Genomic DNA, 14,524 nt, shown 5'->3' with positions numbered 1-14,524 from the left:
ATATGGCGGTGCGACCGCATGCGTTCAGCGGCGTGGGGGGCGGATTCCGCGGAACTCCCAGTCGCCCCCGAAGGCCGTCGAGACGACCTCCTCGGACTCCGTGGGCTGAGCGCCGACGTCGGAGCGGACGGCCGTCGGGCCGGTGACGATGTGGTTGGTGAGGCGTCCGAGGCCCTCGGCCTCGACCTCGACGACGTCTCCCGGCCGGACGGGCCGGGAGTTGGCGGGGGTGCCGGACAGGATCACGTCACCCGGCTCCATGGTGATCGTGCGGGCGATGTCGGAGACCAGATAGCGCATGTCCCACTCCATCTCGTCCGTCGAACCGTCCTGTACGAGCTCGCCGTTGACGTACGTCCGCAGGTACTTGGAGTGGAAGTCCCACCCGGTGACGAGGCCCGGGCCCAGCGGGCAGAGCGTGTCGGAGCCCTTGACCCGGAGCATCGAACCGGCGTCGGTGTCGCGGAAGTCGTGCAGGCCGTAGTCGTTGGCGACGGTGTAGCCCGCGATGTACGTGTCCGCGTCGGCCGGGGCGATGTTGCGGCAGGTGCGGCCGATGACGATGCCGATCTCGCCCTCGTAGTTGAGGTACTTGCAGCGCTCGGGTCGGACGACGGCACCGCCGTGCGCGTTCAGCGCCGAGACCGGCTTGTGGAAGTAGGTGGGTGCGGGCGGCAGCCCGACGCCGAACTCCTCCACCCGGCTGCGGTGGTTGAGGTGGACGGCGATCACCTTGGAGGGGCGTACGGGCGGCAGGTGGTGGGCCTCGGCGGTCTTCACGCGGCGGCCGTCGGCGGCGACCAGCTCGTCCCCTTCGCGCACGACCTGGACTGCGGCGCCTTCGAGGAGGACGCGGCGGTACTCGACGGTGGTCGCCTTACGGGTCGAAGTAGTCGTGGGCGTCGTGGGCGTCATGCGAGGGAGACCTCACTCCGGGTCTGGTCGGGGGCGCCGGTCCAGCCTTCGGCGGGGCGGTCGAACCACAGGTGCATCTGTCCGGTGCCCACCGAGTTCTCGTAGTCGCTGAAGGCGCGACCGGCCGCGGAGCACCGCTCTTCTCCGAGAGCACCGATCATCATCAGGTAGTGGCCGAAGCGCGCCTCGGGCTTGTGGGTCAAAAACTCGGGCATCGTGCGCAGGACTTCGGCGTGGTCGCCGCGTGCGAGGCGTTCGATGCACTGCTCGTCGGCGGCCCGCGCCTCGGGCGTACGGATGTGGGACGGTTCGCTCGACTCGTGGGCGCGCAGTTGCCGCAGCGGCCAGAAGGAATGCGAGAGCGCGCCGGACGCGATGAGGAGGACCTTGCGGTCGGGCAGCGCCGCGATGCCGTCGGCGAGTGCGCGGCCGAGGCGGAGATGGTCCTCGGTGTCGCCGGTCTGGCAGACGCCGATCGAGAGCCACTTCTTGTCGGGGAGGCCTTCACCCAGGTACTTCCAGAGGTTGATCGTGGCGTAGTGGACCGGCAGGTACGGGTCGTCGATCGGCGTGATCCACGTCCCGTGCCGCTCGTCGAACTCGCTTATGGAGGCCGCCAGTTCGGGGTCACCGGGGTAGTCGTACGGCATCCGGCACATCCCGCGCGGCAGCTCCTCGGAGGTGAAGAGCCCGGCGCGGCGCGCGTGCGCGGAGACGACGAACTCGACGGTGGTGGCCCAGTGCGAGTCGAGGACGACGACGGTGTCGTGGTCGAGGGTCTCGAAGACCTCTTCGCGCAGCCGTCGCAGTCCGGGGACGAGGCTGATCTCGCGGCCTTCGTTGAGCTCTTTGCGGGACTCTTCGGGGAGCACGATGGTGGGCACGTGGGCGAGGAGGCCCGCCCCGACGATCTCACCCATGGCGGGCCCGTCCTTCCCCAAGCTCTCGGCTCCGCTCGAGCAGGGGAGGCCCCATTGGCGCGGTCACGGTGTTCTTCAGGTCGCAGTAGAAGTCGAAGGACCAGTCGCCGCCCTCGCGCCCGATCCCCGAGTCGCGGGAGCCGCCGAAGGGTGCGGAGAGGTCGCGCACGAAGAAGCAGTTGACCCAGACCGTGCCGGCGACGAGCCGTGCGGAGACCCGGGCGGCACGCTCGCGGTCGCCGGTGGCGAGGGTCGCGGCGAGGCCGAAGCGGGTGCCGTTGGCGAGGCGCACGGCCTCGTCCTCGTCGCCGTCGGGGAAGGTCTGGAGGGTGAGGACGGGTCCGAAGACCTCTTCCTGGACGATCTCGGAGTCCTGGTCGACGTCGGTGAGGAGGGTGGGGAGGTAGTAGTTGCCGCCGAGTGCGGTGTTGGGGCCGCCGCCGATGACGGCCTTCGCGCCCGCGTCCAGGGCGCGCCGGACGAATCCGTCGACGCGCTCGACGTGCCGGGGGTGGATGTTGGGCCCGACGTCGGTTGCCTCGTCGCGCGGATCTCCCTGGGTCAACTTCGTTACCCGGTCAAGAATGTGCCCGAGGAAGGCGTCCCGGGCGGACTCCTCGACCAGGATGCGAGTGGCGGCCAGACAGACCTGCCCGGCATTGTCGAACTGCTCTACGGCGAGGTCGGCGGCGAGCTCCGGATCGGCGTCGGCGAAGACGAGCAGCGGGGATTTGCCGCCCAGTTCGAAGCTGCACGGCACGAGGCGTTCGGCCGCGGTCGCAGCGATCCGCCGCGCGGTGGGAACGGACCCGGTGAAGCTGATGCGGCGCACGCCGGGATCGGCGACGAGCGGCGCCCCGGCCTCCGCCCCGTACCCCTGCACCACGTTGAACACCCCGGCCGGGAGGCCCGCCTCGTGGGCGATGTCCGCGAAGAGCGACGCGGTCAGCGGGGTCCACTCGGAGGGCTTGAGGACGACGGTGCTCCCGGCGGCGAGCGCGGGCCCGGTCTTCCAGCTGGCCAGCATCAGCGGGGCGTTCCACGGCGTGATGAGGACGGCCGGTCCTGCCGGGTCCCAGCTCACGTGGTTCGTGTGCCCCCGGGTCTCGAAGTCGTCGTGGGCGAGGGCGAGCAGGCGGTCGGCGAAGTAGCGGAGGTTGTGGGCGACGCGGGGCATGACACCGCGGCGGTGGGAGCGCAGGAGCGCGCCGTTGTCGGCGGTCTCGACGGCTGCGAGGTCCTCGGTGCGGGCCTCGACCCCGTCGGCGACGGCGTGCAGGAGCCGGGCGCGTTCGGTGGGCGGGGTGGCGGCCCAGCCGGGAAAGGCCTCGCGGGCCGCGGCCACGGCTGCCCGCGCCTCTTCGGCTCCGCCGCGGGCGATCTCGGCGAGCGGGGTGCCGTCGAGTGGCGAGTCATCGGTGAAGGTGGCGCCGGACGCGGAGGCGACGCGCCGCCCGCCGATCCAGTGCCGGGTGTCGACGGGGACACCGGCGACGGTCGCGGTGTGCGAGGAGTTCTCCGGTGCCTCGGGGGCGGGGGGAGCCATGAGGTCCTCCAGTTCGTTTGAACCCAAACAACATTAGGAGCGGCGTGGCGACCGGTCAACCCCTCGATAGGGCAGCCCTGTTCGGCTATTGTTTGGGCTCAAACGAATACCGCACACCGAGTATCGCAGCGGGTGGGACAAGTCGGTGCACGCGATGGAGAAGTACACGGAGCTGAAGACGACGTGGATCCAGCTTTGACGCCTCCCGGCGGGGGGAACCGTGCGGGGGGCCGCTCGGGGGGCCTCCCGGGGAGCCACCCGGGAGGCCACTCAGGGGGCCGCCGCCCGCTGATCGCTCTGCCGCAGCGGTACGCGGCGTCGACGTCGGCACTTCGGTACGAAGCCGTTGTGACGGCGCGGGCGTTGGCGGAGGCGGTGTTCCGCGCGGGCGGTGAGCCGTTCATGATGCTGCCCGGCCCGCCCGGCGAGGCGGCGGCGAGACTGGCCCGGTGCGACGGGCTGCTGCTGCCGGGGGGCGGGGATGTGGCGCCGTGGCGGTACGAGGACGCGAGCGCCGGGGGCGAGGTGCACGGTTCCGTATACGACGTGGATGACGCCCAGGATGCGTTCGACCTCGCGCTCGCGGAGTGCGCGGTGGCCTGCGGCCTGCCTCTGCTGGCCGTCTGCCGGGGGCTGCAGGTGGTGAACGTCGCGCTGGGCGGTTCACTGCGGCAGGACATGGGCGGGCCGGAGTCGGAGCACCGGCACGTGGTGCATCCGGTGCGGATGACTTCCGGTTCGGTGGTGGCCCGGGCCATGGGCGCCGAGAAGGTGGAGGCTTCCTGCTTCCACCATCAGTGCGTGGAGGCGCTGGGACGCGGGCTCGTCGCTACGGGCCGGGCGGCGGACGGGACGGTGGAGGCACTGGAACTCCCGTATGGGGAGGGTTGGTTCGCGGCTGTTCAGTGGCATCCGGAGGACACCGCTGGCTCGGACGTGGCGCAGCAGAGGCTGTTCGGGGCGCTGGTGCATGCGGCGCAGCGGGAGTAACTCGGCCGGTCTGAGGCTGAAGGACAGACGGGACTTGGCGGGCTGGTGACCTTGCGGCGGGCGGGGCGGGGCGGAGCCGGTGACCTGCCGCCGTGCAACGCCGGGCGGGGCCCGGGGGGGGCCACCCACCCCAGCCCGTCCGGCGCTTGAGGACGAACTCGGCGCAGCCGGTGAGCTTCCGACGCCCGGAGCGGGACGGAGCCGGTGACCTGCCGCCGTGCGCGCAAAGCCGAGCGGAGCCGGTGGTCAACGCCGGGCGGAGCCGGTGGTCAACCGCCGTGCGCGCAAAGCCGGGCGAAGCCAGTGGTCAACGCCGGGCGGAGCCCGTGATCAACGCTGCTCAAGACCCTCGCCCAGCGGCCCCTTGGCCCGCCTGCCGCTCCGGCGAGGAGCCGGCTCCGCTCCGTCGAGGAGTTCCAGCCTTCGCTCCTCCCCCTTCTCCTCCGTCTGCACCACGATCTTCCGCAGCAGATCCGCCAGGGTCCTGCACTCCTCGTCCGTCAGCCCGTCGGCGACGAACGCCTCCTCCGCGTTGAAGGCGGGGAACACCTTCTCCATCAGCCGCTCCCCCTCCTCCGTGAGCCGCAGCAGCGCGAGCCGCCCGTCGCCGGGGTGGCCGCGCCGTTCCAGCAGGCCCCGCCCCGCGAGGGTGCGGGCGACCCCGGTCAGCGTGCCCTTGGAGATGCCCGCCTCCTCGGCGACGTACCGCGTCTCCATCTCCCCCCAGATCCAGACCACGTACAGGACAACGAACGACGTCCACGTCAGCTCGGCCCCGCGCAGCACGGAGTTCTCGAAGTGCTGCCGGACGGCCGAAGCCGCGCGGTAGATGTTCGAGACGGCGGCCATCTGCTCGTACTTGAGGGGGGTGCCGCCGAGCTTGGCCCGGACCGCCTTCTCGGTCTCGCGGATGGAGCGGTAGCCCGTCACGTCCGTATCTCCTCGTCCCTGTGGTGCCGGTGGCGCCTGCACGCCTCCAGTCTCCCAAGACCTCTTGCCGGGGCGTATGCGCGTCCGTACCATCAGCGCCACTCGAATTTCGTACGGGTTCAAACGATAACGCGCATCCAGCGGATACGCGTTTCTCTTCCCACCCCTCTCCCCTCCCTCTCCTCTCCTCTCCTCCCCTCCCCGGAGGCCCGGCATGACCATCGATCACCCCGGCACGCCCATGCCCGCTCCCGCACCGCCGCCTCCCCCCGCCTCCGCACCCGCCCTCGCGCCCGAGCGCCGTATCGGCGTCACCGGCATCGTCTTCGCCGTCGTGGCGGCATCGGCCCCGCTCACCGTGGCCGCGGGCGGCATACCGCAGTCCCTCGGCGTCACCGGGATCCTCGGCATACCCCTGCTCTACCTCCTCGTCGGCGTCGTCCTCGCGCTCTTCAGTGCGGGATACGCGGCGATGAGCCGCCGCATCACGGGTGCGGGGGCGTTCTACGCGTACACCGCGCAGGGGCTCGGGCGTACCGCCGGTGTCGGTGCGGCCTTCGTGGCGCTGCTCGCGTACAACGCGATGCAGATCGGTATCGCGGGGCTCTTCGGGGCGACGACCTCGCAGTTCATCGAATCCAAGACCGGCGCCGACATCCCGTGGTGGGCGCTCGTCCTCGCCTGCACGGTCGTCGTGGGTGCGCTCGGCTACCGGCGCGTGGACCTGGGCGTGAAGGTGCTCGCCGTACTGCTCGTACTCGAATTCGGCACCGTGCTGGTCTTCGACATCGGGATGTTCGCCGACGCCCCGCAGGGGATCTCCGCCACCCCGTTCACGCGGGCCGCCGCGACGGACGGCGCGCTCGGGGTCGCGCTGTGCTGCGTGTTCGCCGCGTACATGGGCTTCGAGTCGGCGGCGCTCTACAGCGAGGAGTGCCGTGATCCGCGCCGCACGGTGGCGCGCGCCACGTACATCGCCGTGGGCCTCATCGGTGTCTTCTACGCCGCCACCGCGTGGGCGATGATCAGCGGGGCCGGCACCGGGCAGGCCACGAAGGTCGCGGCGGAGCAGGGCCCGGAGATGCTGTTCTTCCTCAGCGACCGCAGCAGCGGGCTCAACTCCGCCTTCTCCGACTTCGCACAGCTCTTCCTCATCACCAGCCTGCTCGCCGCGCTGCTCTCCTTCCACAACGCCGTTGCCCGGTACGTCCGTTCGCTGGGCCGGGAGGGTGTGCTGCCGCGCGGGCTCGGGGCGCTCCACCCCCGGCACAAGTCACCGCACCGGGGTTCCCTGCTCCAGACCGCCCTCAGTGTCGTCGTCATCGGTGTCTTCGCGCTGGCGGGGCGTGACCCGGTGATGGATGTCTTCACCTGGCTGACCAATCTCGGCGCCCTCGGCGTGATCCTCCTCCTGCTCGCCACGTCGGCCTCGGTCATCGCCTACTTCGTCCGCCACCGCGAACTGAGCGAGCCCCTGTGGAACCGGCTCGCCGCCCCGCTCCTCTCGGGCGTCGCCCTCGCCGTCTTCTTCTGGCTGGCGCTGACCAACTTCAGCGTGCAGCTGGGGGTTTCGCCCGGGAATCCGCTGCGGTGGATATTGCCGTGCCTGATCCTCGCCACTGGTGCGGCGGGGGTGGTGTGGGGGCTTTGGCTGCGGAGGGTGCGACCGGAGACGTACGCGGGGATCGGTACGGGGGCGGGGCAGTAGGCCTGCGGTTCACAGGCTCGTCTCCAGGAGGGTCCCGCCGTTCCAAGTGACGCCGACCTGACGGTAGTACGCGCCGATGGGCTCCTCGATCGTCAGCGCGGCCAGCTCTTCGGTGGGCACGTCGAAGAGGTCGAGGTCCGCCTCACCCGACCAGGCCCGACCCCCCTCGAAGGAAGCCGCACCGGATGCGATCAACTCATCGAGCGCCATCCCTTTCCCCTCTATGGAGGGGAGCTGGCGGTGGTGGGCCATGGGGTGGGCGTTGACGAATCCGTTCGACTCGGAGGGTTCGCGCAGGGTCACGACGGCCTGGGCGAGGCGCCGGTCGGCGGCGGCGAGCGTCGCACCGAAGGTGGCGCCCCCCTCTATGCGGGGCGCGGGACCGAAGGGGTGCGGGCGCGTGAGATGGATCGAGCCGAGCTTCTTCGGGTAGCCCTGGTGGTTGCCGCGGGCGATGGCGAAGTCCTTGTCGACCCAGATGTAGACGCAGCGCGAGTAGGTACGGCCACGGTACTCGCAGCGCACGACGGCGAAGCACTCCTTGTACTGGGACCGCACCGGGTCGAGCAGCTCCTCCCTGGAGTCCCCGCAGGACTGCCAGTCGGCCCAGATGAGGGCGACGGCGCCGGGGTCGTCGGCAGCCAGATCGAGGGGCGCGGGGAGGAGTTCGCGGACGCGGGCGGGGTCGGTGCGGTACTCGACGGTGAGCAGGTCGCCCGAGTAGTGCCAGGGCGGTGACGGGATGATCGAGGAGCGGCCCGTGGCGGACTTGGGCGGAAAGAATCCCTGAACTCGGGCCATGGCCAGACTCCTTCGCTCGTCGTTTGGATCCGTACGATATGCCTCCGCCGGTTTGAGCGCCACGGGGTGCCGTTGTCCGCCGATACAGGGACCCCCGCGTGGGGCAACGCCCCGCAGGTCGCGTCCAGTTACCCCCCGATCCCCCCGAAGGGGCTTGCGCGGACCCCCGGGGGTTTCTATCGTTTGGTCTCAAACGATAAGCCCGATCCACCTCGCAGAAAGGCTGGACCACGGGTGAGTGAAACGAGCGCAGCCGCAACAGCAGCAATGGAAGCGCTGCAAGCGCAGGGCACGGACGTGGTCCGCGTGATCTACCCGGACCTCCTCGGCGCCGACCGCGGCCGGGACATCCTCATAGGACATCTGCCGACGGCCTGCGGACACGGGCTCTCCTTCTGCCGAGCCGTCTACCACACCACCCCCCGGGGCGACGTCGTCCCCGTCCCCGGCGGGCTCGACGCAGGGCTGCCGGACGTCTCCGTACGGCCTGATCTGAGTACCCTCCAGGCTCTGCCCTGGGAACCCGGCGTCGCCTGGTGCCTCGGGGACACCTTCGATCCCGCCACCGGTGAACCCACCCCGGAATCACCACGCGCCCTGCTGCGGCGGGTACTTGAGCGTGCGGAGGAGCACGCCGGCGGCGCCGTGACCCCGGTCGTCGGGCCCGAGCTCGAGTACTTCCTGTGCGACGCCGACCCCGCCGCCCCCTCCGGATGGGCCGTGTACGGGGGCGCCACCGGCAACGTCTACAGCGCCGGCCGCCGCGGCGACCCGGACGGCCACCTCCTGCGGACCCTGCGCTCACTCGACGCCCTCGGCGTCGGCGTCATCGCGGGCAACCACGAATTCGACGGCGGGCAGTTCGAGATCAACCTCGGGCACTCCGACGCCCTGGACGCGGCCGACCGAGCCTTCCGCTTCAAGGCCGCCGTCAAGGAGACGGCCCGCCGCGAGGGACGGCTCGCGACCTTCATGGCCAAGCCGTTCAACGGACTCGGCGGCTCCGGCTTCCACCTGCACGTCTCCCTGGTCGACGGCGCCGGACGCAACGTGTTCGAGGACGCGGAAGCCCCCGACGGGCTCTCCACGACGGCCCGGCACTCCATCGCCGGGCTCCTCCGCCACGCGCCCGCCCTCAGCGCCCTGCTCAACCCGACCATCAACTCCTACAAGCGCTTCGGCCCCGACACCCTCGCCCCCTGGCTGATCGACTGGGGCCTGGACAACCGCAGCGCCATGCTGCGGATACCGCCGGAGAGGGGATCGGGGACCAGGCTGGAGCTGCGGCTCGGCGACGCCTCCGCCAACCCCTACCTCGTCATGGCGGGCACCGTCGCCGCCCTGCTCCTCGGCATCCGCGACAAGGCGGAGCCGCCCGCCCCGCTGGAGGGCCACGGCTACCAGGAGGACTCCGCGCCCCGTCTCCCCGGCACGCTCGGCGCCGCGCTCGACGCCCTGGAGGCCGACGAAGCGCTGACCGGGCTCCTGGGCGCGGAGTTCACCGAAGCCTTCCTCACGTACAAGCGCAATGAGATCGAACGCTTCCAACAGCACGTCACCGAATGGGAGTTCACGGAGTACGCCTTCCTCATCTGATCCCGGAGGGAAGGTTCTGGACGACCTCGGATGGCCGCGGATGGCCTCAGCCGACATCGTCCGACCGCGACACCCGAACCGAGATCCGAAGGAGTACGTCCATGAGTACGGTCACGGAGCCGCCACCCCTGGCCCTGTCCGACGTCGACCTCGCCGACAACGACAAGTTCACCGACGGCGCCCTGCCCTGGCGGATGTTCGACGTGCTGCGCCGGGAGGACCCCGTCCACTGGCAGCCCGAACCCGCGCCCAACTCCGGCTTCTGGGCGGTCACCCGGCACGAGGACATCGTGCGCGTGGACCGCGACCCGGACACCTTCACCTCGATGCGGTTCACCAACCTCGAAGAGGTCGAGGAGGACTACATCGCGTTGCGTCGTTCCCTTCTGGAGACCGACGGCATGCGGCACCGCGCGATGCGGCTGATCCTGCAGAAGCAGTTCACGCCGCGCGCGGTCGCCACGTACGAGACGTTCCTGCGCGGCCTGACGGCCCGCACCCTCGACGCGGCGCTCCCCAAGGGCTCGTTCGACTTCGTGAAGGAGGTCTCCGCCGACTTCCCGATCAATGTCCTCGCGCGGATGCTCGACGTGCCGGAGGAGGACACCCAGCAGCTCATCGACTGGGGCAACCGCATCATCGGCAACACGGATCCTGATTACGCCGACGTGCTTCTGGGGAGCGCGGAGAGCGAGCAGTACCGCAATCTGCCCTTCCGCTCCCCCGCCGCACTCGAAGTCTTCGAGTACGGGCGGAAGCTGGCGGCGAAACGGCGGGGCGGCGACGGCACGGATCTGGTGAGCACGCTGGTGAACAACTCACCCAAGGACGGTGTCCCGCTCTCCCCCACCGACTTCGACAACTACTTCCTGCTGCTCGTCGTCGCGGGCAACGAGACGACGCGGCACGCCATCTCGCACTCCATGCTCGCGCTGATCGACCACCCGGCGGAGCACGCCAAGCTCACCGCCGACCCCTCGCTCATCCCGGGCGGCGTCGAGGAGTGCCTGCGCTGGGCCTCGCCCGTCTACCACTTCCGGCGGACGGCGACCCGTGACGTCGAGCTGGGCGGCAAACTGATCAGGGAGGGCGACAAGGTGGTGCTGTGGTTCGCCTCGGGCAACCGTGACGCCGACGTCTTCCCGGACCCGTACCGCTTCGACGTGACGCGCGAGAACATCGACCACGTCACCTTCGGCAAGGGCAGCCCGCACTTCTGCCTGGGCAACTCCCTGGCCCGCCTGGAGATGCGGATCATGTTCGAGGAGCTGCTGCCGCGGCTCGCCGATGTCAGGGTGACCGGCGAGGTGCGGCGGGTCCGGTCGAACTTCGTGAACGGCATCAAGGAGCTGCCGGTCACGGTGACTCTCAGGTGAGCTCCGAGGTAAAAGCTGAGGCGAGCTCTCGGGTGAGAATCAGCCGCCGGACGTGTCCAGCTCCGCGTCCTCGCTGATGCCCGCACAGTCGTAGGGGTCCTTCAGCCAGCCGTCCGGCAGGACGACGCGGTTGTTGCCCGACGTACGGCCGCGCGGACCGTCCGCGCCCGTCGGCCACCCCTGGTCGAGGTCCAACTCGCCGAGCCCGTCCTCCAGTTCGGCGAGGGACGAGGTGATCGCGAGGCGCTTGCGCATCTCCGAGCCGACCGCGAAACCCTTCAGGTACCAGGCCACGTGCTTGCGGAAGTCGATGACGCCGCGCGCCTCGTCGCCGATCCACTCGCCGAGCAGGGTCGCGTGGCGGAGCATGACCTTCGAGACCTCGCGCAGGTCCGGGGCCTTGGGCGCGCCCGTGCCCTCGAAGGCGGCCACCAGGTCCGCGAAGAGCCAGGGGCGGCCGAGGCAACCGCGGCCCACGACGACTCCGTCGCAGCCGGTCTCGGCCATCATCCGCACCGCGTCGGCCGCCGACCAGATGTCGCCGTTGCCGAGGACGGGGATCTCGGGGACGTGCTCCTTGAGGCGGGCGATGGCGTCCCAGTCGGCGGTGCCGCCGTAGTGCTGGGCGGCCGTGCGGCCGTGCAGGGCGATCGCCGTGACGCCCTCCTCGACGGCGATGCGGCCCGCGTCGAGGAAGGTGATGTGCTCGTCGTTGATGCCCTTGCGCATCTTCATGGTGACGGGCAGGTCCCCGGCACCGCTGACGGCCTCCCGCAGGATCGCCCGCAGCAAGGGCCTCTTGTACGGGAGCGCGGAGCCACCGCCCTTGCGGGTGACCTTGGGGACGGGACAGCCGAAGTTCAGGTCGATGTGGTCGGCGAGGTTCTCCTCGGCGATCATGCGGACCGCCTTGCCGACCGTCGCGGGGTCGACGCCGTACAGCTGGATGGACCGGGGCTTCTCGGTCTCGTCGAAGTGGATCAGCTGCATGGTCTTCTCGTTGCGCTCGACCAGGGCGCGCGTCGTGATCATCTCGCTGACGAAGAGGCCCTTGCCCCCGCTGAACTCCCGGCACAGCGTCCGGAACGGCGCGTTCGTGATGCCCGCCATGGGGGCGAGCACGACGGGCGGCCGCACGGCGTGCGGGCCGATCTGAAGCTGGGGCTCCATGGCGCGGGATCCTCCGGGGCGAGCTGTGTCGGTGCGATGCGGGAAAGCCGGGGCAGACCTCTTATTGTCCCTCATCCGCGGGAGTGCCCCTGCGACCGGCCATAGGAGTGCCCGTACGGCCCGCCTTCACCAACCGGAGCAGCTCCTCCGTGGCCGCCTGCGAGCGCGCGTCCGCCGGGACGTACGTCCCCAGGCGCGGGCCCTCGGCCGGGCCGAGCCACAGCCCGTGGTACGTGAAATGCAGCGGCCCCACGAGCGGGTTGTTGAACCGCTTGGACTTGTCCACGGCCTGCATCACCTCATGCCGCTCCCACAGCTCGCAGAACTCCGGCGAGGCCTTGCTCAGCCTCCTGAGCAGCGTCTTCCACGCCGGGTCCGCGAGATGCCCGGCCATCCGCGCCCGGAACCTCGCGACCATCCGGCGCATCGTCTCGTCCCGGTCCTCCATGGCGGCCTGCCAGGCGGGGTGCGTGAAGGTCAGCCACATGCAGTTGCGGTCCTCGGGCGGCAGCACGTCGAGGTCGGTGAGGAGATGCCCGTACGTGGCGTTGTAGGCGAGGACGTCGTAGCGGGAGTTCTGCACGCAGGCCGGATACGGCTCCAGCTGGGTGACGATCCGCAGGAGGCCCGGTGGGACCGACGCGGTCTCGGCGGCCGGGGAAGGGTCCGCGGTGCCCGCGAGCTGGAAGAGGTGGGCGCGCTCACCGGCGTCCAGCATCAGGGCGCGGGACAGCGCGTCGAGCACCTGCGCCGAGACGTGGATGGCGCGGCCCTGCTCCAGCCACGTGTACCAGGTGACGCCCACCGTGGAGAGGTGCGCGACCTCCTCGCGGCGCAGGCCCGGCGTACGGCGGCGCGGGCCGCGGGGCAGGCCCGCCTGCTCGGGCGTGATGCGCTCGCGGCGGCTGCGCAGGAAGTCGGCGAGCTCGCTGCGGCGGATGCGGTCGGGCTGCGCCGGCGCCCCGGTGTCCGCGGTGCCGGCTTGTGCGGTGTCCATGGGAACAGCTTGCCTGCCCGGCGACCCTGTTTCCAGGTAGTACAGGTACCAGGATAAAGAGACTCTGGTACCAGGCTGACGATGCGACGACCGTCGTACTCGTGAACCTCACGAACTCCACGGCCCACGTCCTGAAGCCCACCCCGGCAGCCCCGGCCTCCCCTGGCCGCCCTCAGACTCCCCCGGGCGCCCTGACCCCGCTCGGCCTGGTCACCATCCTGCTCGGCGCCGCGCTCCCGATGATCGACTTCTTCATCGTCAACGTCGCCCTGCCCAGCATCGAACACGACCTGCGCGCGTCCCCCGCCACCCTGGAGATGGTCGTCGCGGGCTACGCCGTCGCGTACGCCGTGCTGCTCGTCCTCGGCGGGCGACTCGGCGACACGTACGGGCGCCGCAGGCTGTTCCTCTGGGGCGTCGCCGCCTTCGGCGTGACCTCGCTGGCCTGCGGGCTCGCACCCGGCGCCTGGTGGCTGGTCGGGGCGCGTGTCGCCCAGGGCGCCGCCTCCGCGCTGATGCTGCCGCAGGTCCTCGCCACCATCCACGCGACGACGCGGGGCGAGCAGCGGTCGAAGTCGGTCGCCCTCTACGGCTCGGTGGGCGGCATCTCCATCATCCTCGGCCAGGTGCTCGGCGGGGTCCTGGTCTCCGCCGACCTGGCCGGCACCGGCTGGCGCGCGGTGTTCCTGGTGAACGCACCCGTCGCGGTCGGCGCCCTGCTGTGCGCGGTGCGCTCGGTGCCGGACAGCCGCGCCGAGCGGCCCGCCCGCGGCGACATCGCCGGCACGCTCCTGCTCGCCGCCTCCCTGATCGCGCTGCTGCTGCCCCTGACCGAGAGACGGGCCGCGGGCTGGCCCCTGTGGTCGCTGCTCTCGCTGATCGCCGCGCCGTTCCTCGCCTGGGCGTTCGCCCGCGTCGAGCTGCGCGCCGAACGCACCGGCGGCAGTCCACTGCTGCCCCCGTCCCTGCTGCGCGAGCCGGGAGTACGGAAGGGACTGGCCATCGGCCTGCCCATCTTCACCGGCTTCGCGGGCTGGATGTTCGTCAGCGCGGTGACGCTCCAGCAGTGGCTGGGCTTCAGCCCCCTGAAGGCCGGACTGACCCTGATCCCCATGGGCGTCGCGCAGTTCGCGGCGTCGATGCTCGCCCCGCGGCTGGTGACACGGCTCGGCAGCCGGGCCCTTACGGTGTGCGCGCTGGTGCACGGCACCGGCCTCGCCATCCTCGCGCTCACGGTGCTGTGGACTCCGTGGGCGTCACTGACCCCGCTCGTCCTCGCCCCCGGCCTCGCGCTGTGCGGCGTCGGCCAGGGCGTACAGCTCGCCCTCTACTACCGCATCGTGCTCGCCGCCGTACCGGCCGAACGCGCGGGCGCGGGCAGCGGCCTCGCAGCAACGGTCCAGCAGTCCTGCCTGGCCCTCGGCGTCGCCACCCTCGGCTCACTGTTCCTCGCCCTGATACCGGCCCTGGGAATGCGGCACGCGTTCGCGATCATCCTCGGCACCCAACTGGCAGGCCTCGCGGGCCTCGCCCTGCTGAGCTTGCGACTGCCGCGGAGGCTTGGTTGAGGGGGCG

Annotated in this window: 12 protein-coding genes; 5 read left to right on the top strand and 7 right to left on the bottom strand. The window is 71.0% G+C overall.

Going from position 1 to position 14,524, the window contains the following annotated elements:
- Positions 1 to 24: 24 nt before the first annotated feature.
- From OG302_RS28050 to OG302_RS28040, 3 genes are read right to left on the bottom strand one after another with little or no spacing between them, the layout of a single operon-like run.
- Positions 25 to 915, bottom strand: coding sequence for a fumarylacetoacetate hydrolase family protein (locus OG302_RS28050; RefSeq protein WP_371529300.1), 891 nt, complete (start codon positions 913 to 915; stop codon positions 25 to 27).
- Complete coding sequence (locus OG302_RS28045) at positions 912 to 1,835, bottom strand: catechol 1,2-dioxygenase (RefSeq protein WP_371529299.1); 924 nt, start codon at positions 1,833 to 1,835, stop codon at positions 912 to 914. Before OG302_RS28045 ends, OG302_RS28050 begins: the two co-directional genes overlap by 4 nt.
- Complete coding sequence (locus OG302_RS28040; RefSeq protein WP_371529298.1) at positions 1,828 to 3,381, bottom strand: aldehyde dehydrogenase; 1,554 nt, start codon at positions 3,379 to 3,381, stop codon at positions 1,828 to 1,830. The genes OG302_RS28045 and OG302_RS28040 overlap by 8 nt, the downstream gene beginning before the upstream one ends.
- A gap of 288 nt (positions 3,382 to 3,669) precedes the next feature.
- On the opposite strand from OG302_RS28040, the gene OG302_RS28035 reads away from it, so the two are divergent.
- Positions 3,670 to 4,371: a gamma-glutamyl-gamma-aminobutyrate hydrolase family protein gene (locus tag OG302_RS28035; RefSeq protein WP_371750253.1), complete on the top strand. Its 702-nt coding sequence runs from the start codon at positions 3,670 to 3,672 to the stop codon at positions 4,369 to 4,371.
- A gap of 330 nt (positions 4,372 to 4,701) precedes the next feature.
- Here the strand turns inward: OG302_RS28035 and OG302_RS28030 are convergent, their stop codons facing one another.
- On the bottom strand, positions 4,702 to 5,301 hold the full coding sequence (locus tag OG302_RS28030) for a MarR family winged helix-turn-helix transcriptional regulator (RefSeq protein WP_371529297.1): 600 nt from the start codon (positions 5,299 to 5,301) through the stop codon (positions 4,702 to 4,704).
- Positions 5,302 to 5,515: 214 nt separating this feature from the next.
- On the opposite strand from OG302_RS28030, the gene OG302_RS28025 reads away from it, so the two are divergent.
- Positions 5,516 to 7,009 carry an APC family permease gene (locus tag OG302_RS28025; protein WP_371529296.1) on the top strand — a complete coding sequence of 498 codons (1,494 nt, stop codon included), beginning with the start codon at positions 5,516 to 5,518 and terminating at the stop codon, positions 7,007 to 7,009.
- A gap of 9 nt (positions 7,010 to 7,018) precedes the next feature.
- Here the strand turns inward: OG302_RS28025 and OG302_RS28020 are convergent, their stop codons facing one another.
- On the bottom strand, positions 7,019 to 7,810 hold the full coding sequence (locus tag OG302_RS28020; protein ID WP_371529295.1) for an acetoacetate decarboxylase family protein: 792 nt from the start codon (positions 7,808 to 7,810) through the stop codon (positions 7,019 to 7,021).
- A 267-nt stretch (positions 7,811 to 8,077) separates the two neighbouring features.
- On the opposite strand from OG302_RS28020, the gene OG302_RS28015 reads away from it, so the two are divergent.
- Both OG302_RS28015 and OG302_RS28010 read left to right on the top strand, forming a co-directional pair.
- Positions 8,078 to 9,406 (top strand): glutamine synthetase family protein, encoded by a 1,329-nt coding sequence (locus OG302_RS28015; protein WP_371529294.1) that lies wholly within the window; start codon positions 8,078 to 8,080, stop codon positions 9,404 to 9,406.
- A 101-nt stretch (positions 9,407 to 9,507) separates the two neighbouring features.
- Positions 9,508 to 10,782, top strand: a complete 1,275-nt coding sequence (locus OG302_RS28010) for a cytochrome P450 (RefSeq protein ID WP_371529293.1) — start codon at positions 9,508 to 9,510, stop codon at positions 10,780 to 10,782.
- Between the two features lie 39 nt (positions 10,783 to 10,821).
- Here OG302_RS28010 and dusB read toward each other — a convergent pair whose 3' ends face one another.
- A complete protein-coding gene (gene dusB / locus OG302_RS28005; RefSeq protein ID WP_371529292.1) occupies positions 10,822 to 11,952 on the bottom strand; it encodes a tRNA dihydrouridine synthase DusB in 1,131 nt (376 codons plus the stop codon).
- A 61-nt stretch (positions 11,953 to 12,013) separates the two neighbouring features.
- Positions 12,014 to 12,949: a helix-turn-helix transcriptional regulator gene (locus OG302_RS28000; protein WP_371529291.1), complete on the bottom strand. Its 936-nt coding sequence runs from the start codon at positions 12,947 to 12,949 to the stop codon at positions 12,014 to 12,016.
- Positions 12,950 to 13,050: 101 nt separating this feature from the next.
- Between OG302_RS28000 and OG302_RS27995 the strand changes: the two genes are divergently transcribed.
- Positions 13,051 to 14,517 carry an MFS transporter gene (locus tag OG302_RS27995; RefSeq protein ID WP_371529290.1) on the top strand — a complete coding sequence of 489 codons (1,467 nt, stop codon included), beginning with the start codon at positions 13,051 to 13,053 and terminating at the stop codon, positions 14,515 to 14,517.
- The last annotated feature ends 7 nt before the right edge of the window (positions 14,518 to 14,524 follow it).

The sequence above is a fragment of the Streptomyces sp. NBC_01283 genome (assembly GCF_041435335.1).
Classification (GTDB): Bacteria; Actinomycetota; Actinomycetes; order Streptomycetales; family Streptomycetaceae; genus Streptomyces.
The sequence above is the reverse complement of the archived record's forward strand: the minus strand, read 5'-3'. Positions and strand labels throughout refer to the sequence as shown.